The following is a 20,430-nucleotide window of genomic DNA, read 5'->3' as shown; positions in this document are numbered from 1 at the left end:
ATATTTCATGTTTTTATTCTTCATCTGCTGTATTTGGTATTACACATATAAATTCTAAATCTGTTTTTCCAACATTTTTAAATTGATGCTCTATTTCTGGTGGAACAAAAACATAACTTCCTTCTTCCACAACAATATACTCTTCACCATTAAATACTTCTGCTTTTCCTTTTACTATAAAAACCTCATGTTCCCAATTATGACTATGTTTAGGTGAATGTCCACCAGGTTTAACAGTAAAAAGTCTCATAACAAAATTCGGTGCTTCTTGTTTACTTCCTATGAGTATTCTTTTTTCAACATTTTTAACGGTTTCATTGTTTATTAGTATTGGGGCAACATTTTTTGCATTATCTGTAATAACTTTTTTCATAATTTTTCACCCCTTTAAAATGTTATTGTGATATGAGAACAACTTTTCTGTAAGGTTCTAACCCAACAGATTTAGTTTTTATTTCTGGATGGTTTTTTCTTATATATTCATGTACAGTCTTTCTCTCAAATGAAAACATTGGAGCAAGCTCTACTTCATTTTTTTGTTTTTTTACTTTTAATGCAGCTTGTTCTGCTATTTCTTCTATTTTCCTTCTTCTCTTTTTTCTATATTCACCAATATCGAGTTTTATATCTACTTTAGTATCTGTCATTCTATTTATATATATCATTATTAAATGTTGTAATGCGCCTAATGTTCTACCATGTTTTCCTATGAGTTTACCAAGTCCATCACCATCTAAATATATAACAATAGTTTTTCCAAATACTTTTATATTGGTCTTTATATCTTCATCAAAATGAATTAATACTTCTGATAAAAATTCTTTTATTTTATTGACTAAAAAGTTTTCATTTATAAAAGCGTCTATAATTATAGGTTTACTTCCTATTCCAAATAAAAAACCTTTACTTGATTCTTGTATAACTTTATAGGATATTTCATTCTTTTCAACCCCAAATTCTAATTGCGCTTTTTCTAAAGCTTCTTCTAGGTTTTTAGATGTAAATTGCTGTGACTTTATTTTAATCATTAAATTCACCTCCTAACAGGTTTAGGGCCGAGTCCAAATAGTTCTCTAACAGATATTCCTTTTATACCATGTCTCTTATTATTATAGAAAGTCATAAGAACTTGAATAGAAGCATTTGTAGCATAGTAAAGGAATACACCTGCTGGCAAATTAGCAAGGAATATAGGGAATATAACTGACATACCTATAGATTGCCAAGCCATCTTTGAATTTTGAGAACTTAAAAGTGCGTTTAAAATATATGCTATTAATGATATAACTATTAATAGTAAGTTTGTTACAAAACCACCTTCTGAAAGATCATTCCAAATTAAGAATTTTGGATTATATGCAAAACTTTCTCCAAAATATTGTATAGTCTGCCAAAGTATTAAAAAGACTGGCAATTGTATCAATGCTGGCAAACATCCTCCAGCTGGATTAATTCCTTTTTCTCTATAAAGTTTCATCATTTCTTCTTGTTGTTTTTGAGGATTGGAATATTTCTTTTTCAATTTATCTACTTCTGGTTGAATTTCTCTCATTTGAACCATAGACTTTGTTTGTTTATGATATAAAGGATACAATACTAATCTTATTATAACTGTAAATATTATTATAGCCCAACCAAAATTTCCAGTTATATTATAAAGCCACCATAAAAATTCAACAAACCAATAAAAAATAGATGATAACCAACCTAATGCTCCAACTTCTTTTAACATGGTTTTTATGTCGTTATAAGTATTTTCAGAAAAGGTTTCTTTTACAAAAGTCCTTTTAAATGGTCCCATATAAATTTTTGCATTTGTTTTCCCCTGTGTATAAAAACTTAAATTATTTTCAATTTTAGATGGTGCATCAATTGCAAATAAAGCTTTAAACTTCTTACCAGTATCTGGTAATTTTTCTATATAAGAAATCATTCTTGAATCCATAATTCTTATTCCAGGTTGATAAGAAATTGTAGGAATTTTTACATATCCCTCTAAATTATTTAGTTCTAAATCAAAATGAAAGTTTGGATCATTATAAAATCTATAAGTTTTAACTCCTGTATTTCCATAAAAATAAGATACTTCTATAAATTTTTCATCTGCATCGATTCTGTAACTATAATTATCTGGCAAAATTTCTTCTTGAGTTTCCGGATCAATAATATCGAATGAATCATTTAAATATTCATAAATAGTATTGAATTTTTTTATTTTAAATTCTACAACGGAAACATTTTTCATATGCCCTAATTTGTCAAGTTCAATATTCATAAGTTTCATATCAATCTTCAAAGAATTATCGGTCGCATTCTCAGTAACATCTATAGATGGTAAAGCAAATGCAAAAATACTTAGGACCAAAAGTCCTATTATTAATAAATACTTTTTCAATTCAAGCACCCCTTCTGGTCTTATTGTTATCATTTACTTTGCTTAAAAAGAACGAAAATTTTACTGGCACTGGATCTTCACCACCAGGATTAAAAGGATGACATCTTAAAATACGTCTGAGACCGAGATATAACCCTTTAAAAACACCAAACCTTTCCACAGCAGTATATGTGTAAGTGGAACATGTTGGTGTAAACCTACAGGTTGGAGGTTTTAAAGGGGATATGATTTTTCTATAAAAATCTATGAGCGCGAGTACTATAAATTTCATTTTATCTTACCCACAACATTAAAAATCATATTTTCAATATCATGATAATTTACATTTTTAAAACAATCAGATAATCCTTTTCTTGGTATAAATAAAATATCATAGCCAAATGGAAAATCTTCTTTGTTTTTTCTGTAAACTTCCTTTATATATCTTCTAACTTTATTTCTGAGATGAGCTTTCCCAAATTTTTTTTTGACTGATATTCCAATTCTACAATGATCAAGTCCATTCTCTTTGTAAACGAGAACAAAATATGAAGAAACTGCTCTTCCCTTATCGTTAAAAAGATTCTTGAAATCTCTTCTTAGTCTCAGACGTTCATTTTTGTATAATCTTTGAGTGTTCATCCTTAAACTGCTAATCTTTTTCTTCCTTTAGCTCTTCTTCTTCTCAATACACTACTACCAGCTTTTGTTCTTTTTCTAACTAAGAAACCGTGTGTTCTCTTTCTTTTTATTCTTGATGGCTGATATGTTCTTTTCAATGTACTTACCTCCCTTTATATATTCTACAAAATTTAGATTTTTCTCAACATTAATTATAAACATAAAAATGTTTTAATGTCAATAAATATAAGTAACAATAATGATTTGAAATAAACATCAAACCAAATTATTATATCACATTATACCGTAAAAAGTATAGAAAAAATTTATTGTTTTTCTGTTAAAAGTATGTATGAAAAGCGTCTCAATAGAAAGATATTTTTAACATAAAGATTTAATAACAATAATAATAACAAAACTTAATTTAATTTATATATTATATAATAATGTTATATAATAATATTAGGAGCGTGTTTTTTATGAAAGCAAGTTATGAGTGTTTAAACTGTGTCGCCAAAAATGGACTTAATTTAATCAATAAAGTAAAAAAAATAAATGATTATACTGAAGAAGAGCTATTTAATGCTTATAAAGATATTTTAAAAAGTGTTGTAGATAATTCTTTTTATGGTTTAAAACCCATTGAAATATCTTTAAATATGTATGATAAATTTTATGAGTTATTTGGGAAAAGGGATTATTATGAAAATGAAAAAACTAATTCTAATCAAATTTTTCTTGAAATGTATGATGATTTATTAGAATTTTGTAGAAATAGTAAAAATCCTATAAAACTTGCCACAAAATTATCTGCAGTGGGAAATCTTATAGATTATGGCATAAAAAATTCTTTTGGAGAACTAGAGTGGGAAATAGAAAATTTAACAAAAAACAGAGAATTTAGTATTAATGATTTTGATATTTTAGATGAAAAATTAAAAAATGCAAATTCATTGCTATTTATTCATGATAATGCTGGCGAAATTGTACTTGACAAGATACTAATAAAGGTGATAAAAGATAAGTACCCAGATTTAATGATTCATTCAGCAGTCAGAAGTACTCCAATAATAAATGATGCTACTTTAAAAGATACAGAAGAGATAAATTTGAAAGAAGTTTCAATTCCAATTGAAAGTGGTTCTATATATCCTGGAACTATTTTATCTAATGTAAATACTGCTTTTAAAAATATTTTTGATAATTCAGATGTTATAATTTCAAAAGGACAAGGTAATTTTGAAGGACTTGAATTTGAAAATGGAAATATTTTTTATATATTAATGGCAAAATGCAAAACTATAGCAGATGTTCTTGGTGTTAATGTTGGTGAAATAGTATTAAAAAACCTTTAAATCTAACCGGGAGGGGATATAGGTGAAGAAAGTAGTAGGACTATTTATCATTTTATTAATCGCATTATCTTTATTTGCTGAACCTGTTCAGTTGACTGTTCTCCATGTAAATGATACACATGGACATGTATGGTCTTTTGATAAAGATATCGGAGGATTTGCAAGAATTGCAACTATTGTTAATGATGTAAAAGCTGAAGTGGAGAAAAAGGGTGGCCATGTTTTATTTTTACATGCTGGTGATGTTAACACAGGTGTACCAGAATCAGATCAATTAGATGCTATACCAGATTTTGTAGCTTTACATTATATGGGTGCAGATGCAATGGTTCTTGGTAATCATGAATTTGACATTCCTCTTAACACTTTAAAAATGCAACAGAGATATGCAGGATTTCCTTTTTTAAGTGCTAATTTTGTAGATAAAAATTTATATCCTATTTTTGATCCTTATATAGTTAAAGATTTTGGAGATTTAAAAGTTGGTATTATCGGCTTAACAACAGAACAAACAACTGTATTAGAATCTCTTTATCTTGAAAATAATATGTTTTCAAGTGCTTATGAAGCTTTAAATGATTATATGCCTGTTCTTAAAGAAAAATCAGATATTCAAATAGTTTTGAGCCATTTAGGTTATTATAGTGGTAATAAACCTAATCTTCCAGTTGGCTATACAACATCAAATGAAATTGCATTGAATAGAAATGATATAGCTTTGATAGTTGATGGTCATTCTCATACTTTATTGGAAAATCCTGAAATGATAAACAATACCATATTAACTCAGTCAGGAGAATGGGGAAAATATGTTGGAAGAGTTGATATGTGGATAGAAGATGGAAGAGTAATCGATTGGAAAGCTCAGCAGATACCTGTAAATTCACAGATAAAAGAAGATCCTTTTATAAAGATGATAGCAGATATGTATTATAATATGGGTGCTGAAAAATTGAATGAAAAAGTTGGAGTAACTAATGTATATCTTGATGGTGAAAGAAATCATGTTAGAAGTGGAGAAACCAATTTAGGTCATTTAATTGTTGATTCTATGGTATGGAAAACAGATTCAGATTTTGGTTTTATGAATGGTGGAGGTATAAGAGCTTCCATTGATAAAGGTGATATTTCTTATAGGGATATATTAACAGTTCTTCCTTTTGGAAATACAGTTTATGTTATGAAATTAAATGGAAATACAGTAAAAGAAGTATTAGATTTTGCAGCAACAATACCAGATGGTCAAGGTGCAAAATTACATGTTTCAGGTGTAACCTTTGAAATAGTAGATGGAAAAGCTAATAATATAATGATAAATGGAGAACCTCTCGATATCAACAAAGTATATAATGTAGCAACAAATAATTATTTAGCATCTGGTGGAGATGGCTATAAAATGTTAAAGGGTTTAAATGGTTATGATACAGGTTTTGTAGCTGCAGATGTTTTAAAAGAATATATAATGCATTTAGGAACTATAGAAAATTCTAATATTGAAAAAAGAATTATTGTAAAAAATTAATATGTTCGAATAGGAGACATTTATAAAATGTCTCCTATTTTTTTAGGTCAATTAATATTACTTTTGAGATGCCCAATCTGCTGGATAGGTAACATATAGAAATTTGGCGTAATCTGGCACACAAAATTGTATTGATGATCCTTTAGGTATAAATATTACATTTCCGGCACTGGCCTTAACTTTTTTGCCGTTTATATTGATTTCAAGTGTACCTTCTATTATATAATCAACCTCATCATATTCTAAAGTCCAATCGAATGTTGTCTCTTTCATTTCCATTAAACCTGCTCCAAGTCTTGGACTTTCTTCTAATGTTAATATGTCTTTTAAATAAACTTGATCTCCTTCTTTTCCAGTATCAAATTTTTCTGGTTTAACTGTATTCATATCAACAGAAAGAATTCCTGACAAAGGTTCTATATTTTTCTTTATTTCTGAATTATTTTTTAATCCTTCTGTTAAAATTTCTCTAACTATATTTTCTATAATTTCTTTATTTATTTCCATTTTAACAACTCCTTATTCTTTTACAAGAGAACTTCTTGAAGCTATAAAACAAGCTAAAACAACTGCAGTAATTCCACCAACAAGTTTTCCAACAATCATAGGAAATATCATACCCTTCTCTACACCGGCTGTAAAACCTAAATGGTCTCCAAACACAAAAGATGCACTAACCGCAAAAGCTACATTTATTACTTTTCCTCTTGCATTCATATCTTTCATCATACCGAACATAGGAATGTTATTAGCAAGCGTTGCAACCATACCAGCAGCAGCTATTTCATTCATTCCCAAAGTTTTTCCTAATTTCATTAAAGGTTTTTTAAATACTTTAGTTATAACATATACCATAGGAAATGCTCCAGCAAGTACTATTGCTATATCTCCCACTACTTTTATACCTTCAGATATTGGTTTCATTCCAGGTATTATAACAAGACCTGTTAATGTTTCTATAATTATAGCAGCAAGACCAAGAGTTATTATTATAACTACTATTTTTCCAAAAACATTGAAACCTTTTATCATTTTTTCAGGGATTAATTTTAATCCAATTGCTATTAAAACAGCAAATATTATTATAGGTACTAAATTTCTTAAAATCATTATTATACTGTATCCAGCAACGAGTCCACCAACTAAAGTTCCAATTGGTATAGTTATTATACCTGCTAAAACTCCAGTAGCAAGATATTTATGATCTTCTTTTTTTATTATTCCCAATGCAACAGGTATTGTAAAAACAATAGTTGGTCCCATCATAGATCCAAGAATTATTCCAGCAAACTTTCCTGCTTCTTCTGTTAAAGCAAGTTCCATAGCTAATGGATACCCACCCATATCACAAGCAAGCAATGTTGTTGCAAACATTGAAGGATCTGCTCCTAAAAATTTATAAACTGGTACTATAACTGGTTCTAATATATTTTTTAATACCGGTGCCAATGAAATAACTCCAACCATAGCAACTGTCAAAGCTCCCATAGCCATGAAACCTTCTTCAAACTTTTCACCCAAACCAAATTTGTTTCCCAAACATTTATCAATAGCTCCTAAAGCCATAAATACAACCATTATATCTATTATAATAGTATTTATTATTTCCATTTGTTTTCCTCCCCATTTTATAATTTACTTATTAATTCTGTATCAGGATTTGCTATTACACTTGTTTGTAATCTTTTTTTATCTATGCCCCCAAATATTGCCTGTTCTACAGAACTAAGATCTCCATTTATTATGAAATAGCATTTTCCACCTATCATAATCGATGGATTTAATTTTAGTAAATTTACATTATTATTTTTTAAAATTTTATTAAGACTATTAATACCTGTAACTATATCTAAAGATTCTACTATACCTATTGCACCATTTTTATATGTATCAAATTTATTTTTTAAGCCATCTATTAATTTTTGATGAGCATCTGAAATCAACAAATTCCCTATTAAATTTTTATGTCTTTTTATACTAATAATTGCATCGTTTACATTTTGAGTATCTGAACATATTATTATAATAAATTTCCCTGGACATTTTGTTTTACATTGTAATAGTTCAACATCATAATCTTTTAATAATTTGTCCGCTATTTCATAACCAAAAGCTATTGATCTCGTTTCTATTATTCCAATTGATTTAAACATAATATAATCACCTTTATTTTAATAATCCTTCATCCACTTCAAGGCTATCTATTATCCCAACAATTACTGCATCAATTGGTATATTTGTATTTTCAAGAGAATTCCTTGCCGAACTTCCTTTTGTTATTAGTACAGTATCCCCTATTCCAGCACCAATCATATCTGCTGCAACAAATTGATTATCTGTTTGAGTGTTACATTGTTTAACAACTAAAAATTTAAATCCATTTAATTTTTCATCTTTTCTCGTAGCCCATATATTTCCGATTACCTTTGCAATAATCATATTTTTTCCTCCTGACTTTTAGTCAGTCTTATTTTATGTATTCTTATATAATCTTTTGCAAGAGGAGTTATTATGGATTTATTTCCAATATTTATTTTCGATCCATTTTTTAATCCTAATTTTTTTAACTCATTTTCTGTTATTAATTTATTTTTTAAAATTATTGAATCTTCTTCTTTAACTTCATTTTTATATTTTGTATTAATGTTTATATTTTCTTTTATATCTATTTTTTCATCTAATATTATTATTCCGATATTTTTTATATTTTCAATATTTTGATTAAAAATTTTATATAAATTTGTGTTTTTAGTATTATTGAATTTTTTTAATTCTATATCTTCAGAAAATAAAAATATTTTTTTATCCTTCAGAAGAGATTTTAAAATTAAATCTTCTATTTCATTTATTATTATTCCATTGGCCAAATGTGAAATCATCTTTAAATCCATTTTTCCTAAATAAATTTCATCAAAATCTTTTAATTCAAGATCTTCAGAATAATGAATTATTTCATAATCTGTTAATAAATCATCTAAACTTTTAAATCCTTCATTTAAAACCAATAATTTCTTTTTATTTTTTAATTTTAATCTTTTAATTACCTCAACAGTTATTAATTCAACTAATTCTTTAGTATTCAAGTTTTTCCCCACCTTATAGCTACTTTTTTATAATTGCTAAAGTGTCTTTCTTGAATCCACATGCATTTGCTTCATCATAATCTATATGCATAAAAGTTTTATAATTATCACTAACTCTTATAACTACATCCTCAAATATTAAAGGTCTATTTGAAAAAATTTTTACATTTACTATTTCTTTATCTTTAACTCCATGTTTTTTAGCATCTTCTGGAGTCATATGAATATGTCTTTTAGCTATTATTAGTCCTTCTTTTATTTCTAATTCAGTTTTTTCTGTTTTTATCTTTATTGAACCAGAACCTTTTATATCTCCAGATTCTCTAATTGGAGCATTTAATCCCAATGGTCTAAGATCTGTTTTAGAAACTTCTACTTGAGTATTTTTTCTAACAGGTCCTAAAATAACAACATTTTCTATTTTTCCTTTTGGACCTATTAAGGTCACTCTTTCTTCACAAGCATATTGACCAGGCTGTGAAAGATCTTTAGTTTTTGTTAATTTATAATTTTTTCCAAATAATAACTCTAAATGTTCCTGAGATAGATGTACATGTCTTCCAGAAGCTTCTACTTTTATAAATAATTCATTTATAACCTTATCAGTTATTTTTTCTATAATTTTTTCCATTTAAAGTACACCTCTTAAATTTAATTATATTTTCCAGATAAATATTTAAACATCATTACATATAAGCAACTACTTAATCTATTTAAATATTTTATTATATCAAGTCTACTTATTTCATTTTCTGAATTAGAAAAAGCATTGTACGCACTTATTTCAGTTTCTCTTACAAGACTTCTAATAGAGTTTAAATATATTACATAATCTCCCATGGTATATTCAGGAAAAATATGCCCTATACCAAAATATTTTTTAGGATAATGTGACATTTCATGTATTTCTTCTTCATTTAAACCTATAAGGTTAAAATCTTTTAATTCTTCATCTAATACTTCTGCTCTTAAAATTTTTCTTACAAAAATAAGAACATCTTCTAAATCTTTTAATAGTTTTTCTTTTTTATTATTTTTACAATATACTTGAACTTCTAATATTTTAGATTCTAAACTATCTATTTTACCTCTAAAAATTATTCTTTTATGATTTTTTGGGACAAGATTATTACCAAATAATTGAGTAAGATGTTCAGGTTTTTCATCATAATAACCACCATATATATATTTAAACTTTGGTGTATTTTTTTTATTTTCTTTTTCATCTTTAAATACTTTATTCAATTCCTTTTCTCTAATGAGTTTTATTTTCTTACCATCTATTAACTCTTTAGCTGAAGGAGTTATTATAGTTTTATCATCTATTATTATTTTATCTTTGTTTTCTTTTATAATTTTTTTCACTTCATTTTCGGTTAATAAACTCATTATTTCACATCCTTATAAAATGGCTGTCTCAATTTTTTGTTTGAGACAGCCTTATAATTATTAACCTTGTACTTTAGGTAATATTGCGTCTACTTCAGAATGTGGCCTTGGAATTACATGTACAGATACTAATTCCCCAACTCTTTCTGCTGCTGCTGCTCCTGCATCAGTTGCTGCTTTAACGGCTCCTACATCACCTCTTACCATTACAGTTACTAATCCACCACCAACATGTTCTTTACCTACTAATGTTACATTAGCAGCTTTTACCATTGCATCTGCTGCCTCTATTGAACCTACCAATCCTCTTGTTTCTACCATACCTAATGCATTTGAACTTGGCATTTGTAAAACCTCCTTTGAGATGAATAATTAATTTAATTTATTTTTTCTTTTAATTTTTGTACTATTTTTTCAACTATTAAATTTACATAATCTTCAGAAATTGTATTATTGTTTTCATTTGAATCTTTATTTTCTTTTAAATCTTCAAGTTCACGTATTCCATATACTGCTCTTCTTATATTTATTAAGTTCATAGGTCCTATATTATCTGATGTAGCACTTCCTCCAACAGCACCACATCCAAGTGTTAATGCAGGAACTAAATTTGTTGTTCCTCCTATTCCACCCAATGAACCTGGAGTATTTATTAAAATTCTTGATACTGGTTTTTTCAATGCAAATTCTTTTATTATTTTTTCATTTTCACTATGAATTATCATTGTATGGCCAGCACCTTCATTGTATAAAACTTGAATACATCTGTCACATGCCGATTTCCAATCTTTTTCAACATAGAAAGCAAGTATTGGAGCTAATTTTTCTCTTGAATATGGATATTTAGGACCAACATTTTCTTCGTAGGCTATCAATACCTTTGTATTTTCAGGAATCTTTATTCCAGCAAGATCAGCTATAACTTGTGGACTTTTACCAACTATTTGAGGATTCATAGTTCCATTTGATCTCAAGATAAATTTAGACAATTTGTCTGCTTCTTCTTTTGTCATAAAATATGCACCTTGAGCTTTTAATTCTTTTACAACTTTTTCTTCAGTTTCTTTTTCTACAACAATGGATTGTTCAGAAGCACAAATAGTACCATTATCAAATGTTTTACTATCTATTATTCTTTTTACAGCTAATTTTATATTTGCAGATTTTTCAATAAAAGCTGGTCCATTTCCCGGTCCAACACCTATTGCAGGAGTACCCGAACTATAGGCAGCTTTTACCATAGCCGAACCACCTGTTGCAAGTATAAGAGAAACATCATCATGTTTCATCAATTCTGTAGTTCCTTGCATACTTGGAATACTTATACAAGAAATAGCATCTTCAGGCATTCCTGCTTTTAAAGCAGCTTCTTTTATAACTTTTACAGTTTCTAATATACATTTTTTAGCATTTGGATGTGGTGAAAAAACTATTGAATTTCCTGCTTTTAAAGCTATCATTGCTTTATAAATTGCAGTTGAAGTTGGATTTGTTGATGGAATTAATCCAGCTACAACTCCTACTGGTACAGCAATTTCTAATATTTTATTTTCTTTATCTTCATTTAAAATACCTACAGTTTTTAAATCTTTTATATTTTCATAAACCACTTTACTGGCAAATGTATTTTTTACTATTTTATCCTGATATTTTCCAAATCCAGTTTCTTCATGAGCCATTTTAGCCAATTTTTCTCTATTTGTATAACCAGCTTCTGAAATTGCTTTTACTATTTTATTTATCTGTTCTTGATTCATATTAGCAAGAATTTTTTGAGCTTCTTTTGCTTTTTTTACTAAATCTCTTACTTCTTGTATTGATAATAAGTCTTTATCCTGCAACATCATTTATTCCCCCTTTTATAATAACGGGATAATTCTTCTATTAATTTGTCTTTTCTTGCATACTTTATTTGTTTATTTGACATTGAACTTTTTATATTTCTTACCATTCTTCTAAGTTCTTCCACAGTTTTTGATTCAAGTTCTTCTTTTGTAAATATAATTTTATTATCTGTTTCTATTTTTGAAACTTCACTTTTTTCTTCTTTTATTATTTCTTTTTTTGATTCAGTATTTATTTTTTTATTTATTTCTAATATTTTTTTTAATGAATCATCTGGTTTAGCGATAACATGGCTTGATACATATACATTCAAATTTTTAGTTTTTTCTTCTGCAACATCTACAGCAGCTTTTATAGCTCCTACATCACCTGTTAATTTCACACATACTAAACCACCTCTTACCTTCTCACAGTCAATCAATTTAACATTTGCAGCTTTAAGTGCTGAATCGGCAGCTTCAATAGCACCCAAATATCCATATACTTCTATTAAACCCAAAGCATTCATTATTATTTAGCCTTAATAATTTGTAGGATTTTCTGCTACTTGTTGAACTGCTTGTGCAAATGCATCACATGCTGCCTTACATGCCGATTGACTTCCTGTTAATAATGCTCCACCAAAATTTGTTTCTGAAGGAGGTCCATATAATGTAGCCATTTTAACATCTGCCGCTTTTAATGCAGCATCTAATGCATACATTGCTTCAAGAGGTGGTGCTATTAAATAAGCTATAGGTTCTCCTTCTTGTATTCCAGCTGTCTCTGATAAAAATGATCCACTTCTCGATACGCAATGAGCATAATATGTAATTGAATCATCTTCATTTGCTGATATAAAATGTGCTCCACTTTCAATAAAATCTATCGCAGCATTCAATCCACTTCTTACTTCTGCTGGATTTGGTCCTGCTATAATACCTATAACTTCACCAGCAAGTTTAGTATTTGCATTCGCAGAACCACCATACATAGATTTAGCATAAACAACCTCAACATCTGCTGCTTTTGTTGCTTCATCTAAAGCAGTGTATGTAACATCATCTATATCAGCACTTATCAAACCTAAACTTTTATGATGAGATTTTAATTTTAACTCATTTGCAAGATCAGGACTTACATTTGATATTATTTTTGTACTCAATACTTTTGCATATAAAGCATCATTTTTCATAAGTTTACCTCCTAAGCTTTTAATTCAATTCCACTTGCTTTTTTCTCTAACATAGTTTTTATAAGCTCAGCAATATGAGCACCTGCTTCTACAGCAGAAGTACCACCTTTATGTATGTTAGATATAACTGTTCTTCTTGCTTCTGGCATGTTAACTTTAGCTTTGTATGCAATATAAGCACTCATACTTTCAGCAGTAACAAGCCCTGGCCTTTCTCCAACTAATAAACAAGTAACTTCTGCATTCGTTATTTCTGAAACATGATCCATAACTCCAACTCTACCAAGTTTTACAAAAAATGTAGTTCCAATATCTATATTAAAACCTTTTAGCCCCTGTACAATTGATGGAAGTATATCTTTTAAATTTGCTTCTATAGCTGAAGAACTTAATCCATCTGCAATTAATATCTGTACTGTTGGATTTATTTTACATTTTTCTTTTATCAGATCAATACCTTCTTCATTTATTTTCCTTCCTAAATCAGGTCTAGTTATATATTCATCTTTTGTTTTACACTTACTTTGAACTGTGAAAAGTCCCATTTCATTTAAAAACTCATCAGATACATAAGAAAAAACAGCATCTTGAGCTGCGGCATGATCTGCTCTAAATCTTAAAGAAGATAATGTCTTATATCTAACTCCTGCTCTTCCAACTCCTATTCTTGCTGGAGTATTTTGTTTCATTTTTAAATATCCTTCTCTATCAGCTGGATTTTCAACTAATAACTGAGTTTTTAAATCTGTTTCTGTTATATCTTCAATACAACCTTCTTCTATATTAGAATCAGATGTTATATTATTAGTTTGTTGTACTTTATTAATAACTTCTTCTTTTACTTTTTCTGTGTTACCTGAAGTCATTTCATTTAAAACTTGTTCAACTAATTTTTTTAATTCACTGCTTTCAAGTTGCATTTTCCCACCTCTTTATTTAAGAAATATTGAAGCATCTCCGGCAATTTCAGTTAATTTTCCATTATTCATAATACCCATTTTTTCTAACCAAATTTCAAATTCTTTAATAGGTTTTAATCCCAATAATTGTCTTAATGCTGCAGTTTCATGATAACCTGTACATTGATAGTTAAGCATTACATCATCTCCATGGGGAATACCCATAAAATAATTACAGCCTGCATTAGATAAAAGTACAGCAAGATTTTCTATATCATTTTGATCAGCTTTCATATGATTTGTATAACAAGCATCACAGCCCATAGATATACCTGTGAGTTTTCCCATAAAATGATCTTCAAGTCCAGCTCTTATAACCTGTTTACTATCATATAAATATTCAGGACCTATAAATCCAACAACTGTGTTAACAAGAAAAGGATCATATTTTTTTGCAAATCCATAACATCTCGCTTCCATAGTAACCTGATCTACTCCATTGTGAGCATCTGCTGATAACTCTGAACCTTGACCTGTTTCAAAATACATAACATTAGGTCCTGCTCCAGTACCCTCTTTTAATGCAAGTTGTCTTGCTTCTTCTATCATTTCTCCAGTTATCCCAAAAGCTTCATTCCCTTTTTGAGATCCAGCAATACTCTGAAATATAAGATCTGATGGTGCACCTTTTTTTATAGCTTCCATTTGTGTTGTTACATGAGCTAAAACACAATTTTGTGTTGGAATTTCCCATTTTTGTTTAAATTCTTCAAATTTTTTGAGTACTCTTGTAACACTTTCAACAGAATCATCAACTGGATTTAAACCTATAACAGCATCTCCAACTCCATAGCTTAATCCTTCCATCAATGATACTAATATTCCATCTGGATTATCTGTAGGATGATTTGGTTGTAATCTTGCAGATAATCTGCCTTTATATCCTATAGTTGTATTACAATGAGCAGTTATTTCTATCTTGTTCGCAGCATATATTAAATCAAGATTTGACATTAATTTTGCAACAGCCGCAACCATTTCACTTGTTATCCCTCTACTAGCTCTTCTTATCATTTCTCCAGTAGTATTTTCATCAAGTATCCATTCTCTAAATTCAGAGACTGTCTTATTTTTTAATTCAGCATATATTTTTTCATTTACTTGATCCTGAATTATTCTTGTAACTTCATCTTCTTCATATGGAACTGCTGGATTATTTCTCAAATCTTCTAAAGTCAATTCAGATAAAACTACTTTTGCTGCAACTCTTTCTTCTGAAGAATTAGCCGATATTCCTGCAAGCTTGTCTCCAGATTTTTCTTCATTAGCTTTAGCCATAACATCCATTATCGATTTAAAAGAATACGTATGACCAAATAATTTGGCTTTTAATTTCACTATAGTCACTCCTTCATTCATTTTTTATGAATTAAAAACTAAAGTTTTTATAACAACAGGCAATACTTTACCTTCGGCCAAAGGTTTACCAATATCTATATAATCTCCGTTTTCAACCTTTATTCCATCTATACAAATTAATTCTTTTTTATAATTTAATTTGCTATTTAGAGTTTGACCTAATACTTTTGCTATATCATTTTCTACTATTACTATTAATGGATAGCCCAAATCTAATAATTTTTTACTTCCATCTATTAGATTTTGTGCAAGATTTTGTATATCTACAAATTTTGTATATTCTTTTCCATTTATCGCTATAGCTATTTGTTGAAGAGAATTTTCATTTTCAAACCAAGAAATTTTCTTATTTATAACAGATATAAATTCTTTATTATCTAAAATTTCTTCATGTTTTTCAAGTTTTAATATAGGCACATTTTTTAATGGTAAAAGTTGCTCAGAATATGTTATTGTACTTCCAGATATATCAGTTGTATGTGTTCCAGCTCCTACAACAGTTGCTCTTATCGTTTCAACTGCTTGTCCAATATCTATATTTTTAAATAAATTAGATTCTTTTATAGCTTTCCCCAATATAATTCCAATATCTCCATATTTAAAAAGATCTTCATAGTTTTGATTGTATACATAATCAGCAACACCTCCAGAAAAGGTTATACAATCAACATTTATATCTTGTTTTATTCCTTTATTAGTTAAAATAAAGTCATAGTACGAACTCATTTCTTTTTTGTTTATAGATTGATAAAGTAAATCAACCATAATATTTATTATTTTTTTTAATTCTATTAAATCTATCTCTTGTCCAACTTTTAAATTTATATTTTCATTTTCTATTATTTTTTGTAACTTAGGTGAAATATATGTAATTTTTTTATAATTATCATATTTAATCAATCTTCCACCTATATCAAGACATCCAGTATCTAAAAGAATTCCATCATGAAAAGCAGCTAAATTTGTAGTTCCTCCACCTATATCGAGATTTACAACTGTATTTCTTTTTTTCTCTGATAAAATATCTGCTCCAGCACCTTTAGCTGCAATTATTGATTCTAAATCTGGTCCAGCTGTCGCAACTACAAAATCTCCTGCTAATCCACTAAGATTTTGTAAAACTTCATTTGCATTTTTTTTCCTTGCTGTTTCTCCAGTTATAATAACTGCACCAGTTTTTATATTTTCTGATTCATATCCAGCTTTTTTATATTCAATTTCAACTATTTCTCTTACCTTTTCACCATCAATTTCATTTTGATTTATCAAAGGTGTAAAGTATATATTACTTCTATAAACTATTTCTTTATCTACTATTTTTATTCTTGGAACTGTAAAATCAGAAGCCATATTTTCTATAGTTATTTCACTAAAAACAAGTTGCGTTGTAGAAGTTCCTATATCAATACCTGCACTTAAAAACTTTTCTTTCATTCAACGACACCTTCTTTTGAAAAATAAAAAGGCTTAAAACTATAAAAAATAGTTTTAAGCCTCATTGCTTTTTTTAATACATCATTGTATTTTATTATTTAATTTTTAAAATCAAACAAAACTTTCGTTCCATTTTTATCAGAATTTATTTTTATATTACCATAAAGTTTGTCTTTGACAAGACTCTCTACTATTGTAAAACCAAGACTATTTTTTTTCATATGATTTATATCAAAACCAATACCATTATCTATAATTGATATTGTAGAATATAAATCACCTCTTTCAATTTTTATATCTATTTGTCCTTTTTCTTTCCCTATAAAAGCATATTTTATACAATTTTGAAGTAATTCATTTATTATGAGAGCTATAGATGTTGATTTATCAGAGCTTATTTTGAAATCATCACCCATTAAATTTATTATAAGTTCTGCATTCGGATTTCTGTAAGCCCGCATAATACTTGTTTTTATGTTCTTTATAACCTCAAATATATAAAGTTCATCAAGACCTTCTTGAGAAAGTATTTCATGAGTAGCAGATATGCTTAAAATTCTATTCATACTTTCATTTAATGCATTTTTAGCTTCTTCGCTAACACATCTCCTTGATTGAAGTCTCAATAAACTGGCAATAGTTTGAAGATTATTTTTTACTCTATGATGTATTTCTTTTATTGCTACAGATTTTAGTATGAGTTCTTTTTCTTTTTCTTTCATATCCGTTATATCCTTAATCATTAGAATTAATTTGAAAGATTCTCTACTGGATATTATTTTTTTTATATTAAAAAAATATTTCCCATAATTTATCTCACTTTCTTGTATACAACCTTCATTTATTATATCTTTAAACTTCGAATCATCAAGAGAAACATTATCATATTTCATACCTATAAGGTTATCTCTGTACCCAAGTTTTAAATATAATTCTTCAGCTACTGAATTGGCAAATTTTAGTATTCCCTCTTCATCAAACATCATTATTATTTCATCAATATGATTTGTTATAGTACCATCATTTTCAGTCATATACAACAAAGTATCTGTAAGCTTTTCATAACTCTGTTCCAATACTTCCATATATTTATCTTTATTTATTTTCTCTGTTATATCTTTTTCTATGATTAAAACTCCTATTACTTTATCTTTATTTTTTATTGGGGCTACTGTTTGCCTTACACTAACTTCTTCTTGAGTTAGTGCTTTTATATCTTTGGTCGATATTCCAAGTTGTAAAGTCCTTAAAACTGCTGGTTCATTTTTTCTATAAGCTATTTCACCAATAACAGATCTGTTATACATTGATTTTGTATTTTTAGGCTTAGCTTGGGCTATCACTATAGCTTCATCATTATCTCTTGTCAAACTATCTATAAATACATCAGCATTTTCAATATCAGCTACTGCATCCATACATAAAGAATAGTTTTCTAATATTTTTATATCTTCTTCATCAAGGTCTGTATATTTTTTACATAATTCACATATTTTACTCTTCATAACTTATCACAATAGCCTCTGCTATATCTTTCATAGAACATCTTTTATTCATACTTAATGTTCTTATTCTTTCAAAAGCAGTTTTTTCAGATAAATTTTCTTTTTCCATTAGTATACCCTTTGCTTTTTCTATAATTTTTCTATCTTCAAGTTTTGATATGATACCTCCAAAGTAGACACGTAATTAATAAAAATTACAAAGCTGCTTTGGAGGTATATTTATTATGTCGAGAAAAGGGAAATATAGTAAAGAAACAAAGGTAAAAGCATGTAAAGATTACATAGCAGGAAAAGGAAGTTTCAAAAGTATATCAAAATCAGTGGGATGTGATAAATCATCTTTAAGTGATTGGTATCACAGATATATACAACATGGAGAAAAAGTATTTGAAATAACAAAAAGAAATAAATCATACAGTAAGGAATTCAAGCTATTTGTAGTTAAAAAATACATAGATGGAAAATTTTCAGCCATGGATTTATCAGTAAAATATGATATTCATGTTTCAATAATAAAAAATTGGATAAATAAGTATTATAATGGTATAGAATTGAAAGATTATGATCCGAAAGGAGATGTCTATACCATGGAGTCAAGAAAAACTACATACAAAGAAAGATTAGAAATAGTTAAATGGGTAATAAACAACGATATGAACTACAAAGAAGCTGCAGATAAACATGCAATAAAATATTCTTCAGTATATAAATGGACAAAGATGTATTTAAACAAAGGTCCTGAATCACTCAAATATGGGAAACGTGGTCCTAAATCTAAAACTGACATAAAAGAAGATGAACTGACAGAAAATCAGAAATTAAAACTTGAATTGGAAAGAGAAAGAGCTAAAAACAAAAGATTAGCTTTTGAGTTAGAAGTACATAAAAAAAAAGAGGAATTCCAAAAAGAAAGAGAATCTCGAGAGTAAAACAATATGGTGAATACAAAACGGTAGATTACTACAAAACCAAAGGATACACAGTTAAAATGTTGTGTGATGTGTTGAAAATATCCAGAAGTTCATACTACAAAAATCAAAAAAGGGAAAAACCACAAAAAGAAATTCAAGATGAAACTATATGTAATCTAATTCAAGAATACCATGCTACATATGACGGGATACTTGGATACAGAAGAATGACCATGTACATAAACAGATTAAACCAAAAAGAATATTCTGAAGGTTATATACACAGACTGATGAAACTTTTAGGAGTATCTTCCAGGATAAGAAGAAAGAAAATTAATCGTAAGAGGACAAAACCTGAATACACAAAAGAGAACATACTATCCAGAGATTTCAGTACAGAAAACCCAAATGAAAAATGGTTGACAGATGTAACTGAGTTTTCAATACCAACAGATACAAGAAAACTTTATTTAAGTCCTGTAATGGATCTACATGGTAACGATATAGTGGTATATGAAACATCATATAGAAACGACAACAGACTTGTATTCAAAATGTTCGATAAAGCAATAGAAAAATATCCAGAAGCTAAACCAATATTTCATAGTGACAGGGGATTTCAATATACTGGTAGAGTATTTAAAACTAAACTAGAAGAATCTGAAATGACACAAAGTATGTCTCGTGTTGGTAAATGTATAGATAATGGCCCTATGGAAGGATTTTTTGGTACTCTTAAATCTGAGATGTTTTATGGTAAGAAGTTTAATTCTCTTGAAGAATTAGAGAAAGCTATTCACAAATACATTGATTTTTATAACAATCGTAGATTCCAGAAAAAACTTGGATGCATGGCTCCTGTTGAGTTCAGAAACCAAGCATCCAATTGTATATAATTT

General features: G+C 28.2%; 26 protein-coding genes. 4 read left to right on the top strand and 22 right to left on the bottom strand.

The genetic code is table 11. The features are described 5' to 3' along the window. Nucleotides 1–13 precede the first annotated feature (13 nt). The 6 genes from C7380_RS03380 to rpmH are packed head-to-tail and all read right to left on the bottom strand — an operon-like array spanning nucleotide 14 to nucleotide 3,153. Nucleotides 14–373 carry a cupin domain-containing protein gene (locus C7380_RS03380; protein ID WP_109604080.1) on the bottom strand — a complete coding sequence of 120 codons (360 nt, stop codon included), beginning with the start codon at nucleotides 371–373 and terminating at the stop codon, nucleotides 14–16. A 22-nt stretch (nucleotides 374–395) separates the two neighbouring features. Beyond that, nucleotides 396–1,028, bottom strand: coding sequence for an RNA-binding cell elongation regulator Jag/EloR (gene jag / locus C7380_RS03375; protein ID WP_109604079.1), 633 nt, complete (start codon nucleotides 1,026–1,028; stop codon nucleotides 396–398). Between the two features lie 5 nt (nucleotides 1,029–1,033). Then, a complete protein-coding gene (yidC, locus tag C7380_RS03370) occupies nucleotides 1,034–2,395 on the bottom strand; it encodes a membrane protein insertase YidC (protein WP_158274763.1) in 1,362 nt (453 codons plus the stop codon). A gap of 1 nt (nucleotide 2,396) precedes the next feature. After that, nucleotides 2,397–2,666 (bottom strand): membrane protein insertion efficiency factor YidD, encoded by a 270-nt coding sequence (yidD, locus tag C7380_RS03365; protein WP_109604077.1) that lies wholly within the window; start codon nucleotides 2,664–2,666, stop codon nucleotides 2,397–2,399. Beyond that, complete coding sequence (rnpA, locus tag C7380_RS03360; protein WP_206050499.1) at nucleotides 2,663–3,016, bottom strand: ribonuclease P protein component; 354 nt, start codon at nucleotides 3,014–3,016, stop codon at nucleotides 2,663–2,665. The genes yidD and rnpA overlap by 4 nt, the downstream gene beginning before the upstream one ends. A 2-nt stretch (nucleotides 3,017–3,018) precedes the next feature. Further along, a complete protein-coding gene (gene rpmH, locus C7380_RS03355; protein ID WP_109604076.1) occupies nucleotides 3,019–3,153 on the bottom strand; it encodes a 50S ribosomal protein L34 in 135 nt (44 codons plus the stop codon). Between the two features lie 321 nt (nucleotides 3,154–3,474). Between rpmH and C7380_RS03350 the strand changes: the two genes are divergently transcribed. Both C7380_RS03350 and C7380_RS03345 read left to right on the top strand, forming a co-directional pair. After that, nucleotides 3,475–4,350 carry a damage-control phosphatase ARMT1 family protein gene (locus C7380_RS03350; protein ID WP_158274762.1) on the top strand — a complete coding sequence of 292 codons (876 nt, stop codon included), beginning with the start codon at nucleotides 3,475–3,477 and terminating at the stop codon, nucleotides 4,348–4,350. A gap of 22 nt (nucleotides 4,351–4,372) precedes the next feature. Further along, complete coding sequence (locus tag C7380_RS03345) at nucleotides 4,373–5,872, top strand: 5'-nucleotidase C-terminal domain-containing protein (RefSeq protein ID WP_109604074.1); 1,500 nt, start codon at nucleotides 4,373–4,375, stop codon at nucleotides 5,870–5,872. A gap of 57 nt (nucleotides 5,873–5,929) precedes the next feature. Here C7380_RS03345 and C7380_RS03340 read toward each other — a convergent pair whose 3' ends face one another. The 16 genes from C7380_RS03340 to C7380_RS03265 all read right to left on the bottom strand — a co-directional run bounded on the left by C7380_RS03340 (nucleotide 5,930) and on the right by C7380_RS03265 (nucleotide 18,780). After that, nucleotides 5,930–6,379 (bottom strand): EutQ-related cupin domain-containing protein, encoded by a 450-nt coding sequence (locus tag C7380_RS03340; RefSeq protein ID WP_109604073.1) that lies wholly within the window; start codon nucleotides 6,377–6,379, stop codon nucleotides 5,930–5,932. A 12-nt stretch (nucleotides 6,380–6,391) separates the two neighbouring features. Beyond that, a complete protein-coding gene (eutH, locus tag C7380_RS03335; protein WP_109604072.1) occupies nucleotides 6,392–7,483 on the bottom strand; it encodes an ethanolamine utilization protein EutH in 1,092 nt (363 codons plus the stop codon). A gap of 17 nt (nucleotides 7,484–7,500) precedes the next feature. Continuing rightward, on the bottom strand, nucleotides 7,501–8,025 hold the full coding sequence (locus C7380_RS03330) for a BMC domain-containing protein (protein WP_109604071.1): 525 nt from the start codon (nucleotides 8,023–8,025) through the stop codon (nucleotides 7,501–7,503). Between the two features lie 13 nt (nucleotides 8,026–8,038). After that, nucleotides 8,039–8,311, bottom strand: coding sequence for a EutN/CcmL family microcompartment protein (locus C7380_RS03325; RefSeq protein ID WP_109604070.1), 273 nt, complete (start codon nucleotides 8,309–8,311; stop codon nucleotides 8,039–8,041). Continuing rightward, complete coding sequence (locus C7380_RS03320; RefSeq protein WP_109604069.1) at nucleotides 8,308–8,955, bottom strand: hypothetical protein; 648 nt, start codon at nucleotides 8,953–8,955, stop codon at nucleotides 8,308–8,310. The genes C7380_RS03325 and C7380_RS03320 overlap by 4 nt, the downstream gene beginning before the upstream one ends. A gap of 19 nt (nucleotides 8,956–8,974) precedes the next feature. After that, nucleotides 8,975–9,586: an ethanolamine utilization phosphate acetyltransferase EutD gene (gene eutD / locus C7380_RS03315; RefSeq protein ID WP_109604068.1), complete on the bottom strand. Its 612-nt coding sequence runs from the start codon at nucleotides 9,584–9,586 to the stop codon at nucleotides 8,975–8,977. Between the two features lie 20 nt (nucleotides 9,587–9,606). Continuing rightward, nucleotides 9,607–10,344 carry a cobalamin adenosyltransferase family protein gene (locus C7380_RS03310; protein ID WP_109604067.1) on the bottom strand — a complete coding sequence of 246 codons (738 nt, stop codon included), beginning with the start codon at nucleotides 10,342–10,344 and terminating at the stop codon, nucleotides 9,607–9,609. Between the two features lie 60 nt (nucleotides 10,345–10,404). Next, a complete protein-coding gene (locus tag C7380_RS03305) occupies nucleotides 10,405–10,689 on the bottom strand; it encodes a BMC domain-containing protein (RefSeq protein ID WP_109604066.1) in 285 nt (94 codons plus the stop codon). 32 nt (nucleotides 10,690–10,721) lie between these two features. Further along, nucleotides 10,722–12,191 carry an acetaldehyde dehydrogenase (acetylating) gene (locus C7380_RS03300; protein WP_109604065.1) on the bottom strand — a complete coding sequence of 490 codons (1,470 nt, stop codon included), beginning with the start codon at nucleotides 12,189–12,191 and terminating at the stop codon, nucleotides 10,722–10,724. Next, a complete protein-coding gene (locus C7380_RS03295; RefSeq protein WP_109604064.1) occupies nucleotides 12,188–12,697 on the bottom strand; it encodes a BMC domain-containing protein in 510 nt (169 codons plus the stop codon). Before C7380_RS03295 ends, C7380_RS03300 begins: the two co-directional genes overlap by 4 nt. 12 nt (nucleotides 12,698–12,709) lie before the next feature. After that, on the bottom strand, nucleotides 12,710–13,363 hold the full coding sequence (gene eutL, locus C7380_RS03290) for an ethanolamine utilization microcompartment protein EutL (RefSeq protein WP_109604063.1): 654 nt from the start codon (nucleotides 13,361–13,363) through the stop codon (nucleotides 12,710–12,712). Nucleotides 13,364–13,374: 11 nt separating this feature from the next. Next, nucleotides 13,375–14,283 carry an ethanolamine ammonia-lyase subunit EutC gene (gene eutC / locus C7380_RS03285; protein WP_109604062.1) on the bottom strand — a complete coding sequence of 303 codons (909 nt, stop codon included), beginning with the start codon at nucleotides 14,281–14,283 and terminating at the stop codon, nucleotides 13,375–13,377. A 12-nt stretch (nucleotides 14,284–14,295) separates the two neighbouring features. Further along, entirely contained in the window at nucleotides 14,296–15,660 is a 1,365-nt protein-coding gene (locus C7380_RS03280; RefSeq protein WP_109604061.1) for an ethanolamine ammonia-lyase subunit EutB, read from the bottom strand. A gap of 24 nt (nucleotides 15,661–15,684) precedes the next feature. Continuing rightward, nucleotides 15,685–17,115, bottom strand: a complete 1,431-nt coding sequence (eutA, locus tag C7380_RS03275; protein WP_109604060.1) for an ethanolamine ammonia-lyase reactivating factor EutA — start codon at nucleotides 17,113–17,115, stop codon at nucleotides 15,685–15,687. 98 nt (nucleotides 17,116–17,213) lie between these two features. Further along, nucleotides 17,214–18,620 carry a histidine kinase N-terminal domain-containing protein gene (locus tag C7380_RS03270; RefSeq protein ID WP_109604059.1) on the bottom strand — a complete coding sequence of 469 codons (1,407 nt, stop codon included), beginning with the start codon at nucleotides 18,618–18,620 and terminating at the stop codon, nucleotides 17,214–17,216. Further along, nucleotides 18,610–18,780, bottom strand: coding sequence for an ANTAR domain-containing response regulator (locus tag C7380_RS03265; protein WP_306765952.1), 171 nt, complete (start codon nucleotides 18,778–18,780; stop codon nucleotides 18,610–18,612). The genes C7380_RS03270 and C7380_RS03265 overlap by 11 nt, the downstream gene beginning before the upstream one ends. Nucleotides 18,781–18,844: 64 nt before the next feature. Here C7380_RS03265 and C7380_RS03260 point away from each other — a divergent pair, with 64 nt between their 5' ends. Beyond that, nucleotides 18,845–19,549 (top strand): helix-turn-helix domain-containing protein, encoded by a 705-nt coding sequence (locus C7380_RS03260; protein ID WP_109604057.1) that lies wholly within the window; start codon nucleotides 18,845–18,847, stop codon nucleotides 19,547–19,549. Beyond that, nucleotides 19,519–20,427 carry an IS3 family transposase gene (locus tag C7380_RS03255; protein ID WP_306765951.1) on the top strand — a complete coding sequence of 303 codons (909 nt, stop codon included), beginning with the start codon at nucleotides 19,519–19,521 and terminating at the stop codon, nucleotides 20,425–20,427. The genes C7380_RS03260 and C7380_RS03255 overlap by 31 nt, the downstream gene beginning before the upstream one ends. Nucleotides 20,428–20,430: the final 3 nt, after the last annotated feature.

The sequence above is a fragment of the Oceanotoga teriensis genome (assembly GCF_003148465.1).
Lineage (GTDB): Bacteria > Thermotogota > Thermotogae > Petrotogales > Petrotogaceae > Oceanotoga > Oceanotoga teriensis.
This window is presented reverse-complemented; position numbering and strand designations above follow the sequence as displayed.